The 17,854-nt window shown below is 56.5% G+C and carries 14 protein-coding genes, 1 pseudogene and 1 riboswitch; of the genes and pseudogenes, 6 read left to right on the top strand and 9 right to left on the bottom strand.

Annotated elements, in window-relative coordinates; all coding sequences use genetic code 11:
* The first annotated feature begins 13 nt into the window (after positions 1-13).
* The 4 genes from E4T21_RS13615 to E4T21_RS13600 all read left to right on the top strand — a co-directional run bounded on the left by E4T21_RS13615 (position 14) and on the right by E4T21_RS13600 (position 3,022).
* Positions 14-829 (top strand): OmpA family protein, encoded by an 816-nt coding sequence (locus tag E4T21_RS13615; RefSeq protein WP_149285585.1) that lies wholly within the window; start codon positions 14-16, stop codon positions 827-829.
* Between the two features lie 83 nt (positions 830-912).
* Positions 913-1,359 carry a hypothetical protein gene (locus E4T21_RS13610; RefSeq protein ID WP_149285584.1) on the top strand — a complete coding sequence of 149 codons (447 nt, stop codon included), beginning with the start codon at positions 913-915 and terminating at the stop codon, positions 1,357-1,359.
* A gap of 105 nt (positions 1,360-1,464) precedes the next feature.
* On the top strand, positions 1,465-2,382 hold the full coding sequence (locus tag E4T21_RS13605; protein WP_149285583.1) for an SH3 domain-containing protein: 918 nt from the start codon (positions 1,465-1,467) through the stop codon (positions 2,380-2,382).
* 169 nt (positions 2,383-2,551) lie between these two features.
* A complete protein-coding gene (locus E4T21_RS13600; RefSeq protein WP_149285582.1) occupies positions 2,552-3,022 on the top strand; it encodes an outer membrane beta-barrel protein in 471 nt (156 codons plus the stop codon).
* A 168-nt stretch (positions 3,023-3,190) separates the two neighbouring features.
* On the opposite strand, the gene pta is transcribed toward E4T21_RS13600, so the two are convergent.
* The 9 genes and pseudogenes from pta to E4T21_RS13555 all read right to left on the bottom strand — a co-directional run bounded on the left by pta (position 3,191) and on the right by E4T21_RS13555 (position 15,414).
* Positions 3,191-5,395, bottom strand: a complete 2,205-nt coding sequence (gene pta, locus E4T21_RS13595) for a phosphate acetyltransferase (RefSeq protein ID WP_149285581.1) — start codon at positions 5,393-5,395, stop codon at positions 3,191-3,193.
* A complete protein-coding gene (locus tag E4T21_RS13590) occupies positions 5,392-6,609 on the bottom strand; it encodes an acetate/propionate family kinase (protein ID WP_149285580.1) in 1,218 nt (405 codons plus the stop codon). Before E4T21_RS13590 ends, pta begins: the two co-directional genes overlap by 4 nt.
* Before the next feature lie 260 nt (positions 6,610-6,869).
* Positions 6,870-8,774: a phosphomethylpyrimidine synthase ThiC gene (gene thiC, locus E4T21_RS13585; protein WP_149285579.1), complete on the bottom strand. Its 1,905-nt coding sequence runs from the start codon at positions 8,772-8,774 to the stop codon at positions 6,870-6,872.
* An 80-nt stretch (positions 8,775-8,854) separates the two neighbouring features.
* Positions 8,855-9,456: pseudogene (locus E4T21_RS21685) on the bottom strand (TenA family protein).
* A 114-nt stretch (positions 9,457-9,570) separates the two neighbouring features.
* Positions 9,571-9,770: riboswitch (TPP riboswitch) on the bottom strand.
* Between the two features lie 93 nt (positions 9,771-9,863).
* Positions 9,864-11,780 (bottom strand): glucans biosynthesis glucosyltransferase MdoH, encoded by a 1,917-nt coding sequence (gene mdoH / locus E4T21_RS13575; protein WP_149285578.1) that lies wholly within the window; start codon positions 11,778-11,780, stop codon positions 9,864-9,866.
* Positions 11,770-13,326 (bottom strand): OpgD/OpgG family glucan biosynthesis protein, encoded by a 1,557-nt coding sequence (locus E4T21_RS13570; RefSeq protein WP_149285577.1) that lies wholly within the window; start codon positions 13,324-13,326, stop codon positions 11,770-11,772. Before E4T21_RS13570 ends, mdoH begins: the two co-directional genes overlap by 11 nt.
* Positions 13,327-13,570: 244 nt before the next feature.
* Positions 13,571-14,536, bottom strand: a complete 966-nt coding sequence (locus E4T21_RS13565) for a lysophospholipid acyltransferase family protein (protein WP_149285576.1) — start codon at positions 14,534-14,536, stop codon at positions 13,571-13,573.
* A 2-nt stretch (positions 14,537-14,538) separates the two neighbouring features.
* The gene (locus E4T21_RS13560) at positions 14,539-14,934 is read right to left on the bottom strand and encodes a DUF4870 family protein (protein ID WP_240349143.1); all 396 of its coding nucleotides are present in this window, start codon (positions 14,932-14,934) and stop codon (positions 14,539-14,541) included.
* Positions 14,935-15,018: 84 nt separating this feature from the next.
* Positions 15,019-15,414, bottom strand: coding sequence for a VOC family protein (locus E4T21_RS13555; RefSeq protein WP_149285575.1), 396 nt, complete (start codon positions 15,412-15,414; stop codon positions 15,019-15,021).
* 42 nt (positions 15,415-15,456) lie between these two features.
* Here E4T21_RS13555 and E4T21_RS13550 point away from each other — a divergent pair, with 42 nt between their 5' ends.
* Both E4T21_RS13550 and E4T21_RS13545 read left to right on the top strand, forming a co-directional pair.
* The gene (locus E4T21_RS13550) at positions 15,457-16,086 is read left to right on the top strand and encodes a class I SAM-dependent methyltransferase (protein ID WP_149285574.1); all 630 of its coding nucleotides are present in this window, start codon (positions 15,457-15,459) and stop codon (positions 16,084-16,086) included.
* A gap of 150 nt (positions 16,087-16,236) precedes the next feature.
* Entirely contained in the window at positions 16,237-17,742 is a 1,506-nt protein-coding gene (locus E4T21_RS13545) for an MFS transporter (protein ID WP_149285573.1), read from the top strand.
* Positions 17,743-17,854: the final 112 nt, after the last annotated feature.

The following is a 17,854-nucleotide window of genomic DNA, read 5'->3' as shown; positions in this document are numbered from 1 at the left end:
AGGGAATGTAAAAATGACTGATAAGCGTAATTTTCGTCCATGGACGATCAGGCTCTTGGCACCTCTTGCGACAGCTCTGGCACTAGCGGGATGCAGTACGGCCGCGACGAATGGAGATGCTATCAAGGCGGGGAATGGATTCCCCGCTCCGGATAGTGCCTGGGTGAAAGGCGGCACCTTTGTTGACCCGGATAGCGTTCTGCGTATTGCCGAAGGCATGAACAAGGACCAGGTGAGATACCTGTTGGGGAATCCTCAATTCAGCGAAGGCATGTTCGGCGTGAAGGAGTGGAACTATGTGTTCAACTTCTACACGGATATCGGGCGGGAGTATCTTTCCTGCCAATATCAGGTGCAGTTTGACAGGGACATGAGTGTCGAGACGACACGTTGGCGGGATTCCCAGTGTGCTGAGTTGCTCATACCTGTCGAGGTCGAATCCGTGGAGGACAGTGCGGATCGGGTGGCACTGAATGGCGATCTGTTGTTCGATTTAGATAGTGCTGCTCTGGGGCTGGAAGGTAAGCGGGCGCTGGATAGGATGGCGGTGATCCTGCAACAGGAATATACCGATCCCGCCGTGAATGTTCTGGGATATACCGATCCGTTGGGCGATGCCTTCTACAATGAACGCCTATCGCAGCAACGTGCAGATGTGGTCAAGGAATACTTGATGGCACGAGGTCTGGAGAGTAGCCAGATCGTGGCACTTGGCCTAGGAGAAGATCATCCTCTTGCACGCTGTCATGAGCTCAACTCCCGCAGTGCACTTCAGCAGTGTTTCCAGCCTAATCGAAGGGTCGAGATTGTGATTGCGAAAGCTGACTGAGCGAGCATGTCATCATCCGCATACTGGATCTTGAAGTGCAGATAAATAGTGCAGATAAATGAAGCTTGAAGGAAGGTCATGTCATGGGCGTGAAGAAATATACGTTGGGTGTTGCTGTCGCTGCTGCGGTGGGAGTTCTGGTGGGAGCTGCCGGTGTTTATGCCACATCCGGGCAGAACAAGTCAGAGCAGCAGAATCGAGAGCAATCAGGAGCAATAGACCAAAGCCAGGTATGTGTTGCTACCACTGACGAGCAGGTGTTGTCCTGTGAAGTCGGCAAGCCTTTCATGGCAAGGCTCAACCTGAATGGTAATGATGTAAGCCCCTTGGCGCTTGAGCAGCGAGTTCTGAATACCATGGCGCTTGAGCAGCGAGTTCTGAATACCATGGCGCTGTACTGTGATACCAACTATCCCATCCACCATACTCAGACTGGAGTGTTGTGTGTACTGACGGACGCCCGTATCGGCAAGTTGCCGTCTTCCTCTGGCCAGATCGAAGAAGCACCAGAGCAGGAGAGTAACGGCTAGTCAGTCAATAATCCGGGAGTTGCTGGGCAGAATGTGAGCCGGAAACTCCAGTTGCATTCAACTATTCTGGTCAACATACATGAGTTCTTGACCAGGGAGTCGGGTATGGGACGCAAGTGGATATTGGCCGGAGTGGTCTGGGCCATGGCCATGCCTGCCATGGCGGACTATGCGGCAGGTCTGGAAGAATTTCAGCGCGGAAATTATGCATCTTCATTATATGAATGGCGTCAGGAAGCCGAGAAAGGTGATGCGAAGTCTCAGTTTTCCATGGGGCTGTTGTATGAGCAGGGGCTCGGTACCCGCAAGAGCCTGGAAGATGCTCGCAAATGGTATCGTCTGGCCGCTGACAATGGCCATATGGAAGCTCAGACAAGGCTGGGGGAGCTGTATCTCACCGGACAGTTGGAAGGGGGAGATGCTAAAGCGGTCGAGTGGTTCGACAAGGCAGCAGGTCAGGGAGATGCGCTGGCCCAGTTTCAACTTGGTATGCTTTATCTGGAAGGCCGCGGAGTGACAGCGGACTCAGAAAAGGCGGCTGGTTGGCTTGAACAGGCTGCTGAAAAAGGTGTCATTCAAGCGCAAAATAATATTGGCAGCCTGTACGAGAATGGCCAGGGAGTCGAGCAGAATGCCACCAAGGCTTTTGAATTGTACGAGAAGGCTGCCAGGCAGGGAGATATCTATGCGCAGAACAACCTTGGCGCCATGTATGCCAAGGGTAATGGTGTCGAGCGCAACAGTGCCTGGGCGGTATTCTGGTTCACTATGGCGGCGAATGGGGGCAATGAGGTTGCCGTCGACAACATTCCCGAAGTACTCGACCGGTTGGCAATCAAGCAGGTAGCGGGATCACGCGTCAATATTCGTCGTGGAGCGGGCACCGACTACGACGTGGTGGCAGTGTTGAGGCGTGATGACAACGTTCATGTGCTGGGAGAGATGGAGGGTTGGAGCCAAGTCTATTTTGAGTTGAATGACTTTCCTGAACTCGGTTGGGTGTCATCATCGTTGTTGAAGTAATGGCACCTTCGGTAATTCCTTTGCATGGATTTTTTGATTGCGCATGCTGAGTGTGATGGTGTTTTGTGCTGAATTTGTAAGAATTTTCTGATCCGTGTCATTGACGCAGGCAAGACATGAACGACAAAATCCTCCCCTTTTGAAAACAGTGTTCTATAAAGGGGATGTCATGAAGAAGCGTCTTGCTCTCGCTGCGGCTTTTCTTGTCGGTGCTTGTGTCACGGCATCGAATGTTCAGGCCGAACAGTGGTATGTGGGCGGTAGTGCGATGTTCTGGGATGCAGATGACAGCCATCATTCCGGTGACGATGATATCGGCTGGCGCCTGAACGGTGGTGCTCAGTTCAACCGCTATTTCGCTGTGGAAGGCCAACTGGGTGGAGGCTCTCATTTCGATTATCTGACAGGTATCTATGCCAAAGGCATTCTGCCGCTGTCCCAGGGCATTCGCCTGTATGGGCTGGCAGGCCTTGCCGAAGTCGACTTCCACCATGGCGATGATAATGATTTCTCCTGGGGGTTTGGAGGGGAACTAGACTTGAGCCCCAAGTTGTCCCTGGGAGCCGATTACATGAACTATCTGGATGGTTCGCGTTATGACTTCGATGCTGTCAGCGTAGGCCTGCGCTATCGTTTCTAAGCTGAATCTTGTCATCGCTGATCATTATTATCTCTGATTCATAAAAAGCGCCCCTGCTGGTCATCCCGCAAGGGCGCTTTGCGTACTGGCTGAGGGCTTAGATATATGAGCTGAGGGCTTAGATATTCAAGCTGATGGCTTAGATATATGAGCTGAGGGCTCAGATATTTAAGCTGATGGCGCTGTACCCGAGTGAGCATCGGCTCGCTGGCTGGCCTGAATGGCTGTCAGGGCGATGGTGTAGACGATATCGTCTACCAGAGCACCTCGGGACAGGTCATTGACCGGTTTGTTCAGCCCCTGAAGCATGGGGCCGATGCTGACGACCCGGGCGCTGCGCTGTACCGCCTTGTAAGTGGTGTTTCCAGTATTCAGGTCCGGGAAGACGAAAACCGTCGCACGGCCTGCCACTGGCGAGCCAGGAGCTTTCTGTTGACCCACGCTGGCGATAGCGGCTGCGTCATATTGCAGAGGGCCGTCAATGGCCAGGTGAGGCGCTCTCTCCTTGGCGATACGTGTGGCTTCACGCACCTTGTCCACATCAGCACCACTCCCGGAGACTCCGGTGGAGTAGCTGATCATGGCCACCCTGGGTTCTATGCCAAAGGCTTGTGCTGAAGCTGCGCTCTGCAGCGCGATTTCGGCAAGCGTTTCGGCATCTGGGTCCGGATTCACCGCACAGTCGCCATAGACGACGACCTGTTCAGGCAGCAACATGAAGAATACCGAAGATACCTGGCGATATCCCGGTGCACTCTTTATCAACTGGAAGGCGGGACGCACGGTGTTGGCGGTAGTATGAATTGCTCCAGACACAAGACCATCCACTTCACCTTCAGCCAGCATCATGGTGCCCAGTACCACGCTATCCTGCAGCTGGTCTTCTGCGGTCAATTCGTTGAGCTTGCCTTTACGACGTTCGACCATGGGAGCGATGAAGCGTGAGCGTTCCTCATCAGGGTCGAGGATCGTCAGTTCCTTGGGCAATTCCAGGCCACGAGTGGCAGCCACTTCCATGATGTCCTGACGTTTGCCCAGCAGGACGCAGTCAGCGATGCCTCTGTTCTGGCACAAGATGGCAGCCTCCAGGGTGCGCGGCTCATTGCCTTCAGGAAGAACGATGCGCCGCCGCTGGTACTGGGCCATGCTGACCAGTTTGTGGCGAAAGGCTGCTGGCGACAGACGCCGAGGGACATCATGTTGTACACACTGAGCCAGCCAGTCGAGATCGCAGTGACTGGCAACATAATGCGCCACCGACTCTGCTCTGTCTGGATCATCGGCAGGAATGTGATTAGGCATGTCCTTCAATTGCGCCACTGTGGTGTAGCTGTCGGTCGCGACGGACAACACCGGCAGGCCGGACTCCAGGGCAGGGCGACAGAAATCAATCAGGGCATCGCTGGGGGTTTCGCCATGGGTAAACAGCAGGCCTGCCAATTGGACCCCGTTGCGGGCAGCCAGGGCGGTTGCCAGGATGGTGTCATCACGATCGGCGGGTGTGACGATCAGCATGCCGGGACGCAAGGCATAGAGAAGGTGTTCGGCGTTGCGCGCGCACAAGGCGGTGCCCGTTACGCGGCGCTGATGAGCATCGCCCTCGTGCAGTAACCTGGCTCCCAGTGCCTTGGCCACATCCTGGGTACGAGGGGCACTAAGAGAGGCCAGGTAGGGGACCGCTGCGATCAATGGCAGAGGTTGGCCGGTGAGCGAAGCCACCTGCTGTTGCCAGTGTTGCTGGAGTGACTTTGCGTCACTTTCTGACGCGGCTTCTGCCATCTTCGGCTGAGGCCGTTCACTGGTGTTTTCCTCCCCTGTCTGAGGGAGGCGCATGAGCATGACCCCTTGGGTGTAATGAGTACCATAGGCGTCAATGCGCTGGCGGTGCAGGCGCAGACGCTCTATCAACTGCTGGGGGGAGGCGGTATGGCCGTCGGCCACCAGAATCACCTGGGCGTTCAGGGCACTGGCCAACTGTGCGTTGACATCCAGGGCATAGGAAGCCTGCAGGCCTGGTCGTAACCCCTCGACGACAATGATGGCAGGAGCATGGCCGTCGAGGGGCTGGGCGATATGTGCATGACGTTCCACTACCAGTTCGAGCATGGCATCGCCATCACCCCGATGAACCAGGTTCTCAAGAATGTGGTAAGGCACCGGTTCAGGAGAATCCAGCCCTAGAGACGTGGAGACCAGTGTGCGGGTGCGCTGTGCTGAATCATCCCCGGCGGGAGCCTGGCAAACGGCCTGAAGAAAGCCGGCTTTCAGCCCTAGCGTGTCAATACTGCGCAACAGGCCGAGGCAGGCGGAGGTGAGTGCTACGCCAGGATCGATAGGAACCAGCAGTAGGGTCGAGGGCTCGCGCATTTTCATGCTGGTACCTCCTGAGGATGACAGGATGCCGGCGTGTCACTCATGTTGTCGAGCAGATGCCGTGTCTGCACGGCAATATAGCCTTCCTCATCTGTGGGAATGACCCACAACTCCAGGCCTCTGCCCACATCGATGCGTCCTTCCATGCCGTGTGACAGCTCGCCATTACTGTTGGGGGAGAGATGTACACCAAGGTGGGTGAGGTATGTCAGGGTGCGAGCCCGAATAAGTGGCGAGTTTTCGCCGATGCCACCCGTGAAAGCAAGGCCATGCAGCATGGGTAGTGCACAGGACAAACCAGCAATGCTCTTGGCCAGGCGATAGCAGAAGACATCGATGGCCAATTTGGCCCCAGCATGGCCTTCTGCAGCTGACTGTTCCAGTTCACGCATGTCGTTGGTCAAGCCGGATAGCCCTAGTAGCCCGCTGCGATGATTGAGCAGTTGATCGATATCATGGCTGCTCCAGCCGCACTGATGCATCAGGTGCAAGAGGATTCCAGGATCGATATCGCCACTGCGAGTCCCCATCACCAAGCCTTCCAGCGGGGTCATGCCCATGCTGGTATCGATGCTCTGGCCTTGCCAGATGGCCGTTGCCGAAGCGCCATTACCGAGATGGGCGATGATCCAGCCGCCACGGCCTTGGGCGCTCAGGATGGACAGTCTTTCCGCTACATAGGCATGACTGCTGCCATGGAAGCCATAACGACGGATGCCATGACGTTCATAGAGCTCTGCGGGGATGGCATAACGGTATGCGTATGCGGGCAATGTCTGATGGAATGCGGTATCGAACACGGCGACTTGAGGCAGCCCGGGAAACAGCTCCTGAGTGGCCGCAATTCCTTCGAGATTGGCTGGATTATGCAGGGGGGCCAGGGTGGTGGTTTCACGGATATCTTGAACCACGTCCTGGTCGATCAAGGTAGCTTGAGTGAAGCGTTCTCCGCCATGGACGACTCGGTGTCCAATAGCGATTGGCCGGCAGCTGCCCAGATTGTCGAGAATGACTTTCAAGGCGTCGCCATGGCTGGCTCCGGGCAATTCAATGGTCGTCTTCTCGCCTTGGAGATTGCGTAAGCGCAGGATGGCACGATCACTTCCGAGTCGCTCGGCAATGCCAGACAGGCGGGGCTGGCCTGAAACAGCAGGAATCAGTGCGTATTTGAGCGACGAAGAACCGCAGTTGATGACGAGAATGGGAGCGTTCATACCATCTCCATGACGAGGGAAAGGCGCGAACTCTAGCTTGCTGAAGCAAGATGATTATTGATCTGGATAGGTATTTCAGGTGCATTGTTTGTAGAGTTTGCCCCTATTTGAACTAGATCAACAGCAAGCGTGTTGTTAATAGACTTTAGTATAAGAATGGGCTATGAGCGTGTTGCTCATAGCCCATCGTTGACGGCATCTCGATGCTTTTTGTTGCTCGTTCAGCCGTCCATTCTGTCACCTGGTGTCTGGAGACGGAGTCAAACTTCCTTGTACAGTTCGGCCCCTTGCTCGCGGAATGCTCGTGCCTTGTCTTCCATGCCGCTCATGATGGCATCCGCATCGCCTTTCAATTTGTGCTCCTCCGCATAATCGCGGACTTCCTGGCTGATTTTCATGGAGCAGAACTTGGGGCCGCACATCGAGCAGAAGTGGGCCACTTTGGCCGAATCCTTGGGTAACGTTTCATCGTGGAATTCCCGTGCAGTATCCGGGTCGAGGCCCAGGTTGAACTGGTCTTCCCAACGGAATTCGAAGCGTGCCTTGGACAGCGCATTGTCGCGACGCTGGGCAGCAGGATGCCCTTTCGCCAGGTCCGCTGCATGTGCGGCAATCTTGTAGGTGATAATGCCGGTCTTGACGTCATCCTTGTTGGGCAGTCCCAGGTGTTCCTTGGGTGTTACATAGCAGAGCATGGCGCAGCCGAACCAGCCAATCATGGCGGCACCAATACCTGAGGTGATGTGGTCGTAGCCTGGGGCGATATCCGTCACCAGCGGGCCAAGGGTGTAGAAAGGCGCTTCATCACAGTATTCAAGCTGCTTGTCCATGTTCTCCTTGACCAGGTGCATGGGGACGTGACCTGGACCTTCGATCATGACCTGGACATCGTGCTTCCAGGCAATGCGAGTCAGTTCCCCCAGCGTCTTGAGCTCTGCCATCTGGGCCTCGTCATTGGCATCGGCCACAGAGCCGGGACGCAGGCCATCGCCAAGGGAGAAGGCGACATCGTATTGTTTGCAGATCTCGCAGATTTCCTCGAAATGAGTGTAGAGGAAGCTTTCCTGGTGGTGGTACAGGCACCATTTGGCCATGATCGAACCGCCACGGGAAACGATGCCCGTTACGCGGTTGGCGGTCAGCGGGACATAGCGCAGCAATACCCCAGCATGGATAGTGAAATAATCCACGCCTTGCTCGGCCTGTTCGATCAGGGTGTCGCGGAAGACTTCCCAGGTCAGGTTTTCTGCGACGCCGTTGACCTTTTCAAGAGCTTGATAGATGGGAACTGTGCCGATGGGAACCGGGGAATTGCGGATGATCCATTCACGCGTTTCATGAATGTTCTGCCCAGTGGACAGGTCCATGATGGTGTCCGCTCCCCAGCGAATGCCCCAGGTCATCTTGTCGACTTCCTCTTCGATCGAGGAAGTGACGGCTGAGTTACCCAGGTTGCCGTTGATCTTTACCAGGAAGTTGCGCCCGATAATCATCGGTTCAGATTCGGGATGGTTAATGTTGCAGGGAATGATGGCACGACCTTCCGCGACTTCCTGACGCACGAACTCTGGAGTGATCTCTTGCGGCAGGCGCGCACCAAATCCCTGGCCGGGGTGCTGATGGCCAAGGATACGCTCAACTTCATCACTGCCCAGTTGCTGCCTGCGCTGGTTTTCGCGTATGGCGATGAACTCCATCTCCGGGGTGATGATGCCGCGGCGGGCATAGTGAAGCTGGGTAACATTACCTGGGCTGCCATTGGCATTGGTCTTGGCACGGCGAGGAGTACGGCTCAGATCGAAGCGCAGTGGCGCGAGCATGGGGTCGGCGGCGCGACGGCGGCCATATTCCGAGGTCGGGCCATCAAGCCATTCGGTATCATCACGCTCGTCAATCCAGCAGCGACGCAGTTCTGCCAGTCCCTTGCGCAGGTCGATAGTGGCCCCCGGGTCGGTGTACGGACCTGACGTGTCGTAGACCAGCAGCGGTGGGTTCTGTTCGTCTTCCGTGCTGGTGCGGGTCGGTGATAGGGAAATCTCGCGGAAGGGGACACGGATATCGGGGCGGGAACCCTCTACGTGGACCTTGCGCGACCCTGGTAGTGCTTGAATGGCTGCTTCGTCGACGCGGGCGGTTTCCGCCAGAAAATGAGCCGTCTTGGACATGGGCGTTCTCCTCGGTGTGATTGTGGTTATTGGCGTGATGGTGACTATTACAGGGGCGATAGCTTGTCAGGGGGCAGTCTTCAGTCGCTGAGATTGAGTCCCATCTGCCAGAAATCGATCTCGAGACGGGTAGCATCACGAAAGATGGTGGCGAGACGGGAGAAGCGCTGAGGGGAAACTTGGGTCAGTTGGGCGTCGAGCCATTCCCGCTCGGACTGGGCGGCTTGCTGGAATTCCTTTCCTTCATACATCGAGATCCAGGCATCGAAGGGATTGGCCTTGCCGCGCTGAGTGAATGACTGCTGGCCCAGCCAGGTAGCGATATCGGCATACCCGACCATGCAGGGAGATAGCGCAATGCGCAGGTCGAGCAGGTCTCCACGGCTACCGGTATCAAGTACATAGCGGGTATACGCCAGTGTGGCTCGGGCTTCTGGTCATCCTGTTCGATGACTGGCAACTCGGTATCGAGGATGTAGGGCATATGCGGCACGCAGGCATAGGCTGCCAGGGCATAGGCTCGGGCAAACTGGATCAGAAACAGGTAATCCTGCTGCAGGTAATGACGGAATGCCGCATTGTCCAGCGAGCCGTGGCCGAGCTGGCGGACAAAGTCATGCTCGATATAAGCCGTCCATTCCTGGCGGTTGCTATCGATCAGGTCGTTGAAGCAGTAGCCCATATGGCCTCCGGTCATGATGATCCGGGGCAATGGGGTAGCGAAGAGGCGAGGAGAATATGCGGAGTGGGGACGGGTCTGGCAGTAACGGAGAGAGGGTCTTGTCTACCATCTCTTTGTCCACCACCGCCTGATTCCCTACGCCGGTTCACTGGCTGCGTTTGTCATGAAGGACAAACGAAGACCATCACCCGGATCAGGTTCCACGGGACCAGCGCTGTGTGCTGCTTTCCTGCCAGGCAGATTGGCTCTGCCTTTCAGACCAAAGAACACTTGCGCCATCTCAGCCGGATTGACCGGCACCCCGTCAAGCGATGCGAAACAGCATAGCACCCCCAAGGGGGCTGCGGGAAGCCACGAAACCAACGGATGCCCTGATACTAGAATCCGTCGTCTCGTGGCATGTCCTGTTAATTACGCTGCCGTTTGAAGAAAGCGCGTGGGTTCTTGTTCCAGTGACGTGTGAAGGACTGTATCGGCATGTCCTTGGGGAGTTCCTTAGGAGGAGCGGCGGGCTCTGCCGCTTCGGTGGCCGGCTCAGGATAGTGCATCTCGGCGATAACGGTTGGTGACTGGGTTTCACTCGGCACCAGTAACAGGCCGGCGCGGCGCAAGCGCCGACCGATGCTCAGGCTGCTGCTCCAACGCACCAACGGTGCCGCCAGAATCAAGCCCAGCCAGACAGGGGTCAGCCACAACCAGAAATCTCGAGTATAGGTCCAGGTCGCGAGGGACCAGATCAATCCTGCTGCGGCCAGCACCCAAGTGTGTTTCCAGGCCATTCCCCAGGGCAAGGCTCGGCCCTCGCGTGCCTGAGCATTCCAGGGAACGGTCCGGCCACTGATGACCTGAATGACGAAGCGGCTATGGAATACCATCATCAGTGGAGCAATCAGCATCGAAAACAGTGTTTCAAGCAACATGCTCAACGTCAGCCGAATACGACCGCCATAGGCTGGTGCTTGCCGTAACAGACCCAGTATCAGGCCCAGTAGCTTGGGCATCAGCAACATGGCCAGGGTGCCGGTGAGCAATGGCATGATCAGGTTGGGTGGTGCAATGGGCCAATTGGGGAACAGCTGGTAGCTGGAAGTGAAAAAGTTGGGAGGAATCAGCGCGCGCACCAGGGCGTCAAGTGTGCTGATGGTCAGAATCACGAGCCACAACAGGGAAGTCAGATAGGCCAGGGCGCCGCACAGGAAGTGTATACGGCTGAGGGCGTGCAGGCCGCGCCCGGTCAAGAGGCGAAGATGCTGCAGGTTACCCTGGACCCAACGCCTGTCGCGTTTGGCATAGTCGAGGATGTGACTTGGCATTTCCTCAAAGCTGCCAGTGAGGTCTGTGCGCATGCGAACCTGCCACCCCGCACGGCGTAGCAGGGCGGCCTCGACGAAGTCATGGCTATGGATATCGCCACCGAGAGGCGGCTTGCCTGGCAGTTCCGGCAGGCCGCAATGGTCGGTGAAGGCTGCCACCCGAATGATGGCATTGTGGCCGTAATAGTTGGCAGCGGTGCCATGCCAGAAGCTCAGGCCCGTGGCCAGCATCGGCGAATAGAGCGCTGCGGCGAACTGATTGGCTCGGCCGAACAGACTGTCCTGCCTGGCCGGGATAGGAATGGTCTGCACCAGCCCGAGTCGGGGATTGGCCATCATCTCATCGATCAGCGCAATGATGCAGTCACCACTCATCAGGCTGTCGGCGTCCAGTACCAGCATGAAGTCGTAGTGCTGTCCCCAGCGTTGGCAGAAATCACCAAGGTTGCCTGCCTTGCGTCCGGCATTGCTGTCGCGGTGACGGTAATGGACACGGATATGTCCGGACAGGCGTTGTTGCAAGGCCGCAATCTGCGTTTTTTCTCGAGCGACCACATCGGCCTCGGTACTATCACTGAGGACGAAGGCCTCCACCGTCATGTCGGATGGCAGATGGGTAATGTCTCGGCAAGTGGCTTCCAGTCCTGCGACGACTCTGTCCACATCCTCATTGTGGATGGGCATGACCAGCGCGGTAAGTGAGTGAGAACCTTTGGGCCGTGCAGGAGGATGGTATGGGCCAGGTGCGCGACGCTTCAGGCTGAGGGGATCAATGTTGAAAAGATTCAACAGGAAACCGATCACGGCGCTCCAGAAGGACACCGTGATCCAGCTGAACGTGACGGCAAACAGGATCAGAATGGCAATCTCCACGGGGGTGATGCCTCCTGCGTGCAGTATGCGGAACATGGTCCAGATACCTAGCGCGCTGGTGGCCGCAATAGCCAGCCCGACACATAAGCGTCGAAGGCGCAGGCCAGGTACCTTTAGTGCGTAAGTGTCAGAGTTCATTATCGTTCCAGATAGCGTTCCAGGTTTCACTCAACGGGCGCCCTCTCAGGTTCAGCGTAAGACGCATATCGGCAGGGCTGCCGCTTTCTGGTTCAAGGCGGAAGCTGGCACGCCAGGTCTTTCCGTCGGGTAGTGCAGTGACAACAGCATGGCTGATTTTGCCGCTGGAAGTTGTCAAGGCTGCCTTTACGGGTTGGCTGGGATCGAGGCCATCAAGATCTTTTCCACGGAAATCGACGATGAACTGCCGGATATTCGAGTCTGGTGGAGTATCGTGGTGTCCGTTGCCTGCCAGCCCTTGACGAGAGCGCACGACTTTAGCCAGGGAGTCATTTTCTGGTGCCGAAGCGAAGGTATAGGTGCGATAGCGGTAGGTACGCGACTCTCCGGCCAGCAATGGCGTCTTCGGTACCCAGTATGCAGTGATGTTGTCGTTGGCCTCACTGTCGGAGGGAATCTCGACCAGTTCGACGCGGCCTTCTCCCCAGTCCCCTTGCATCTCGACCCATTGGCTGGGGCGCTTCTCATAGCGGCCTTCCATGTCCAGATACGCATCGAAAGCACGTGGCCGCTGGACAAGACCAAAACCTTTGGGAGAGGTGTCCTGCAGGCTGGTGATCTGCAGTGTTTCAGGGTTGTCCAGAACCCTCCAGGTCCATTCGCCGGTACTGGTAGCCATCAGCAATCCACTGGAGTCATGTACTCTGGGACGATAGTCGTCCTGTTGATGACGGCCCATCTCACCATGCAGGAACATGCTGGTCAGTGGTGCAATGCCGAGTTTTTGGACGTCCTTGCGAGCGAACAAGCGTGCCTCTGTGACAATTTCGGTGGATTGTCCCGGGGTGATGTCGAAGCGATAAGCGCCAGATAGAGAGGGACTATCCAGCAGCGCGATGATGGTCATGTGATCGGCATCGGGCTGCGGGCGAACCAGCCAGAACTCCTTGAATGAGGGAAATTCTTCCCCCTGGGGTAAGCCTGTATTGATAGCCAGTCCTCGGGCTGACATCCCGTAGCTATTACCTCTGCCTACCAAGCGGAAGTAGGAGGCACCGAGAAATACGGCAAACTCATCGGCAGTATCAGCCTGATTCAGTGGGTAGTGTAGACGAAACCCTGTATAGCCAAGCTTGCCCAGGTCCTGGTCAGCCAGGGATGCAACCTGGTCATCATAGCTGAAGCGGCTGCTGTCGAAAGGCAGCTCCTTGATCTCTTCACCTTCTACCAGGTGGATGGCCACAGGCTTTTTATAGAGAAAGCCTGGGTGGAACAGCTCGACTTGAAATAGACCCTGGTTGCGCCAGATTGCACGATCCTTGCGGTAGCGAATCTGGCGATATTGGTCATAACTCAATTCAGCAAGCTGCTGTGGCAACTCGCCGGAAAACTTCGGTTCCTCATAGGGGGACTCGGCCAGATCGCGTGCCTGACCGCTGACTTGCTCGAACAGCGCTTCGGGCGTAATGGCAAGTACTGAGGCGCTGAGGCCCCATAATAATAACGCCGCGAATAGTCGCAGTTGTGTTCGAGTCCATCGTTGCATCTAGCACTCCTTGCAAGTCATCCGAAATAGCTCCTGCGATAGGAACCATGCACTTAAATATTGTCGTATGGAAGTATGGAGCTCCAATAAAGAGTTCCATGGATTCGAGGGCAATTATGCAGCAGGGTTCCCTGTCACTTATAGGCGACAAGTAAAGTGGGTTTTGTTGCTGCTGGCAGACATCGTTCCAGTAGATATCGGTCCGCCAGGCATTGGACTAACAGCACTGAAGTGCCTGCTGGTATTACCTGTATTTCTTGCCGAGAGTCTTTTGCATGTTACGGCTGCTATACAAGCGGTAGCGATGAAAGTCCGGGTCGTTGCGTTCTTCCTGGGGAGTCTTTGTGTAGCGCTTGTATTCCCACTGATACTGGGCAGGGTCGAGGGCAATGGCTGCCTCTACGCTGGCATTGACACCTGTGCAGGAAGTGACTTCAACCTCGGAATAGACGCGCTCGTCAGCGGCCAGGAAGTGCAAGGCATAGCCTTTACCGGGAAGGCGCCGGGCGACTCCGGTAACGACACGTGCATTGGTTCGGGAGACCAGCTTGGGTAGCAAGGTGGCGGTATATGCCAAGCGCCCATAGAAGGGGGCAAAGGCGCCACTGCCCCAGGCCGGTTCCTGATCCGGCAGTATCCCCACGGCCTCGCAGCGCTTGAGTGCCTTGAGCAACGCCGCGACACCTCTAGGGTTGGTCGGTACCAGCTTGGCACCATTGCGTTCGCGGCCAGCACGGATAATGGGGTCCAGTGCAGCAAGCTTGGGGGGTTCATACATGGCAGTGAAAGGGAAGTGGCTGGACAGCCAGAAGTTGAGAATTTCCCAGTTGCCGAAATGTGGAGCCAGAACAATGATGCCCTGTCCATGAGCACGCGCGTCATCCAGCAACTCCCTGCCATGTACCTCGACAATGCTGGCGGCAACTTTCTCCGTCTTGCCCTGCCAGGCAAACCCCAGTTCCAGCATGGTGGCAGTGGAATGCATCAGGCTGTCGCGGGCCAGACAGCTACGTTCACTGGCCGTGATATCGGGGTAGACCACATCAAGGTTGATCTGCGTCACTGCCCGTTCACGCCTGAGTACTGGTTGGCACAGTGACACTGCGATCCGGCTCAGGCGCCACAGGGTGGCTGGACTGGCGTTGGCAAGTGTGCGCCACAGGGCTGCCACACCAGTGGCTTGGAACTGTTGGAGTAATGAATGGCGCATGATCAGATCAGCCAGCTTTCCAGATTATCGGGAGAGCGGCGTTCCTGCAGGGCCTTGAAGCCTTTGACGCAGCGTATGATGAGCCATACGGCAAGAGCCAGCATCAATGGTACCCCGACCACGATGAGGATCAGGAGGCTGGCAACGCAAAGGTACAGCAGTCCGATCCAGAAGGTGCGAATCTGGTAGCGATAATGATCGTCGAGCCAGGCAGGTCCTTTACCACGGTAGATGTAGGCAACCACAACACTGATCAACGCAGTGAAGCCGGTAAACAGGTTGGCCAGCAGCAGCGCGTAGCCGATCAGCGCTATGGTGGTATCCGTATCATTCCCGTCGTTGGGAGGTTCCGGTGGTTCGACCTGGGGCTCATGAGGTGTCAGATCGCTACTGCTCATGCATCATATCCCTGTATTGCTATATCCGTATGCTTCTGGGTCTGCAGAAGGTATGCGCGTGAATGATACCTTGTCGATGGTGATTTAGCAGGCGCCAGTATCCTTGAGCGGGCGACAGATCTCCAGCAAGTTGCCATCCGGGTCGCGCAGATAGAGGGACTCTATCCTGCTGGTGGCTCCCTGGCGCTCGACAGGGCCAAGTTCGATTTCCACTGATAATGCATCGAGATGGCGTTTGACCTCATCCAGTGGCAGTTGGCTACGCAGGCAGATATCAAGACTTCCTGCAGTAGGTGTGGCTGCACGAGGGACAATGTCAGTGGCTGTCCAATGCAGGCGTAGAGCCATGTCGCCAAGCATCAGGTCGACACGCTCCTGGTCGCGGTAACGCACATCGAGGCCTAGGACACGGGTGTAGAAGTCCACGGCTCGGGAAATGTCGGTCACGGTAATGACCAAATGATCCAGACCTGACAGCATGCCTCTCTCCGTAAAGATTTTTCAGTCACAGAGAATACGCCGATGCCGGCCTGTCCGCTATGTTCCAGCAATGCAACTTACCATTTCCATCGTAATGCGCAGCGCGACTATTTTCGCTGCCGTGTGTGCGATCTGATAGCGGTACCTCCAAACCAGAGGCTAGGCTCTGAAGCCGAGAAGGCGGTGTACGACCAGCACGACAATCGCCCTGACGATCCGAGGTATCGGGCGTTTCTCTCCAGATTGTTCATTCCACTGAGCCAGCGCCTGGAGGCCGGAGCAGAGGGGCTGGACTTCGGTGCCGGACCAGGGCCAACGCTTTCACTGATGTTTGCAGAAGCCGGGTTTCCTACCCAGATCCACGACCCTTTCTTCCATCCCAACTCCGTTGCATTGACGCAGCAGCATGACTTCATCACGGCCAGTGAAGTGGTCGAGCACCTGTTTGCTCCTGGCGAGGTGCTCGGGGCATTGGTGAAATGTCTGAAACCTGGCGGCTGGCTAGGTGTGATGACCAAGCGCACGCCGGCAGACTTTGCTGCCTGGCATTACAAGCAGGACCCCACGCATGTGGTTTTCTTCAGCGAGGCATCCTTCGTCTGGTTGGCTCGCAAACATGATCTTGATCTGATTTTTTTCGGACCAGATGTGGTACTACTACGGCGTCCATAGAGGGGCTATCAATAAAGGCGTTGACAGCGATAGGTGCGGGGGTATATTCCCCGCCAACTGACCCCGTGCCGAGCCTTGGCTAGCCTCAGGGCTGACTACCATTTCTTCTACGGCGTTTCTCTCGTCCATCTACTGTCAGTGAGGCTCCTGATGTCCCCGCAATTGTTGGCCATGGCCATTGCCCCTCTGTTAGGGCTGTTCATTCTTGGCATCGGCAATGGTTATCTGACCACTCTGGTTTCACTGCGCCTGGACGCGGCAGGAGAATCCCAGGTCGTGGTGGGCCTGGTGTCCTCGGCCTACTACATTGGCCTTGGTCTGGGGGCGATGATGAACGATCGCCTGTTGCTGAGGATTGGCCACATTCGTGCCTATGGCAGCTTTGCCTCTCTGGTTGCGGTCACGGTGCTGCTACTGGGGCTTCTCTTTGACCCTATGGTGTGGTTCGTGCTGCGCCTGATCGGTGGCTGGGCCATGGTGGGGGTTTTCCTGGTCATCGAAAGCTGGTTGTTGACCTCCAGTGAACCCAAGGTGCGTGGACGTCTGCTGGCGCTGTACATGATTGCCCTGTATGCCTCAGGTGTGGTCGGGCAGTTGTTGCTGGGTGCCACGCAGAACATGGGGAAGTTCGAGCCCTTTATGCTGGTGGGGATGATGGCGTCATTGTCGGTGCTGCCAATGGCCATGATCCCGCGGGTTACGCCCTTGATCGACAAGGCTGAACCACTACCGCCGTGGCGCTTGATCACCATCACCCCTACTGGCGTGATCGGCAGTCTTGGTTCTGGGGTGCTGGTGGCAGCGGTATATACACTGCTACCTCTTTATCTGCAGCGTAGCGGTTACCCTGTCAGCCAGGTAGGCATCTACATGGCCGTCACTGTGCTGGGGGCAATGCTGCTGCAGTACCCTGTAGGGCGTTGGTCCGATCGCCATGATCGTCAGATCGTGCTGATCATGATCGGTCTGTTCTGTGTCGCGATTTCCGCGCTGGTCGTGCTTGTTCCATTGCCCTGGTGGGGGTTGGCAGGCGTTCTGTTCCTGCTCGGTGGCGGGATCTTCTCGCTTTACCCCGTGGCAGTCAGTCATGCCGCCGATAGGGCGCCTGCCGGCGCTCTGGTGGCCATGAGCCAGGGGTTGCTGCTGATCAATGCCATTGGTTCGGCAGCCAGTCCTCCAGCCATCAGTCCCTTGATGGCTACTCTCGGCGATGCAGCGTTGTTTGGCGCCTTTGCTGTACTGGCAGCAGTGCTGGTTACCTTCTTCTTATGGCGGCGCATGGTACGGCCGGCACCGGTACCGGTGGCACCATTCTCTCCGTCCACACCCTTGTCATCCGTGGGTGCTGAATTGGCAGTCACCGAAGAGTGGATGCAAGGAGCCAGGGAGCATGAGCACATGGAGGATCTGTCCGATGTCATGCCCGAGGTGGAAGTGGCCGAGCCTCTGGTTGGTCCGCCAGTGGCAGAAAATGATTATGTGGCCTATTACGATGAAGATGGCTTCCATGAAGGCACTCTCGAGGCGATGCAGCAAGAAGACGCATCCTCCGAGAATGCCGACGAGCATGACGGCGGCGACGATCAAAAAGGGAACGAGGAGCCTGTCGCCGATAGCACGGATGCCGTCGAAACCCTCAAGCGAGATGACGCTTGACCCCATAGAGGCAGCCAGGAAGCTGCTTTGGCTCAAGGGCAGTTCGGCTCAAGTTCAAGTAGCGACCTTGGGCTAATAGAGACTCGTCAGTAGGGAAACTACTATCGCGGAT

It is taken from the genome of Halomonas binhaiensis (genome assembly GCF_008329985.2).
GTDB lineage: Bacteria > Pseudomonadota > Gammaproteobacteria > Pseudomonadales > Halomonadaceae > Halomonas > Halomonas binhaiensis.
This window is presented reverse-complemented; position numbering and strand designations above follow the sequence as displayed.

What these genes read in the sequence shown, in the direction of transcription:
- E4T21_RS13615 (WP_149285585.1), top strand. Translation starts at nt 14, where the DNA reads ATGACTGATAAGCGTAATTTTCGTCCATGGACGATCAGGCTCTTGGCA.
- E4T21_RS13610 (WP_149285584.1), top strand. Translation starts at nt 913, where the DNA reads ATGGGCGTGAAGAAATATACGTTGGGTGTTGCTGTCGCTGCTGCGGTG.
- E4T21_RS13605 (WP_149285583.1), top strand. Translation starts at nt 1,465, where the DNA reads ATGGGACGCAAGTGGATATTGGCCGGAGTGGTCTGGGCCATGGCCATG.
- E4T21_RS13600 (WP_149285582.1), top strand. Translation starts at nt 2,552, where the DNA reads ATGAAGAAGCGTCTTGCTCTCGCTGCGGCTTTTCTTGTCGGTGCTTGT.
- pta (WP_149285581.1), bottom strand. Translation starts at nt 5,395, where the DNA reads ATGAAAATGCGCGAGCCCTCGACCCTACTGCTGGTTCCTATCGATCCT.
- E4T21_RS13590 (WP_149285580.1), bottom strand. Translation starts at nt 6,609, where the DNA reads ATGAACGCTCCCATTCTCGTCATCAACTGCGGTTCTTCGTCGCTCAAA.
- thiC (WP_149285579.1), bottom strand. Translation starts at nt 8,774, where the DNA reads ATGTCCAAGACGGCTCATTTTCTGGCGGAAACCGCCCGCGTCGACGAA.
- mdoH (WP_149285578.1), bottom strand. Translation starts at nt 11,780, where the DNA reads ATGAACTCTGACACTTACGCACTAAAGGTACCTGGCCTGCGCCTTCGA.
- E4T21_RS13570 (WP_149285577.1), bottom strand. Translation starts at nt 13,326, where the DNA reads ATGCAACGATGGACTCGAACACAACTGCGACTATTCGCGGCGTTATTA.
- E4T21_RS13565 (WP_149285576.1), bottom strand. Translation starts at nt 14,536, where the DNA reads ATGCGCCATTCATTACTCCAACAGTTCCAAGCCACTGGTGTGGCAGCC.
- E4T21_RS13560 (WP_240349143.1), bottom strand. Translation starts at nt 14,934, where the DNA reads ATGAGCAGTAGCGATCTGACACCTCATGAGCCCCAGGTCGAACCACCG.
- E4T21_RS13555 (WP_149285575.1), bottom strand. Translation starts at nt 15,414, where the DNA reads ATGCTGTCAGGTCTGGATCATTTGGTCATTACCGTGACCGACATTTCC.
- E4T21_RS13550 (WP_149285574.1), top strand. Translation starts at nt 15,457, where the DNA reads ATGCCGGCCTGTCCGCTATGTTCCAGCAATGCAACTTACCATTTCCAT.
- E4T21_RS13545 (WP_149285573.1), top strand. Translation starts at nt 16,237, where the DNA reads ATGTCCCCGCAATTGTTGGCCATGGCCATTGCCCCTCTGTTAGGGCTG.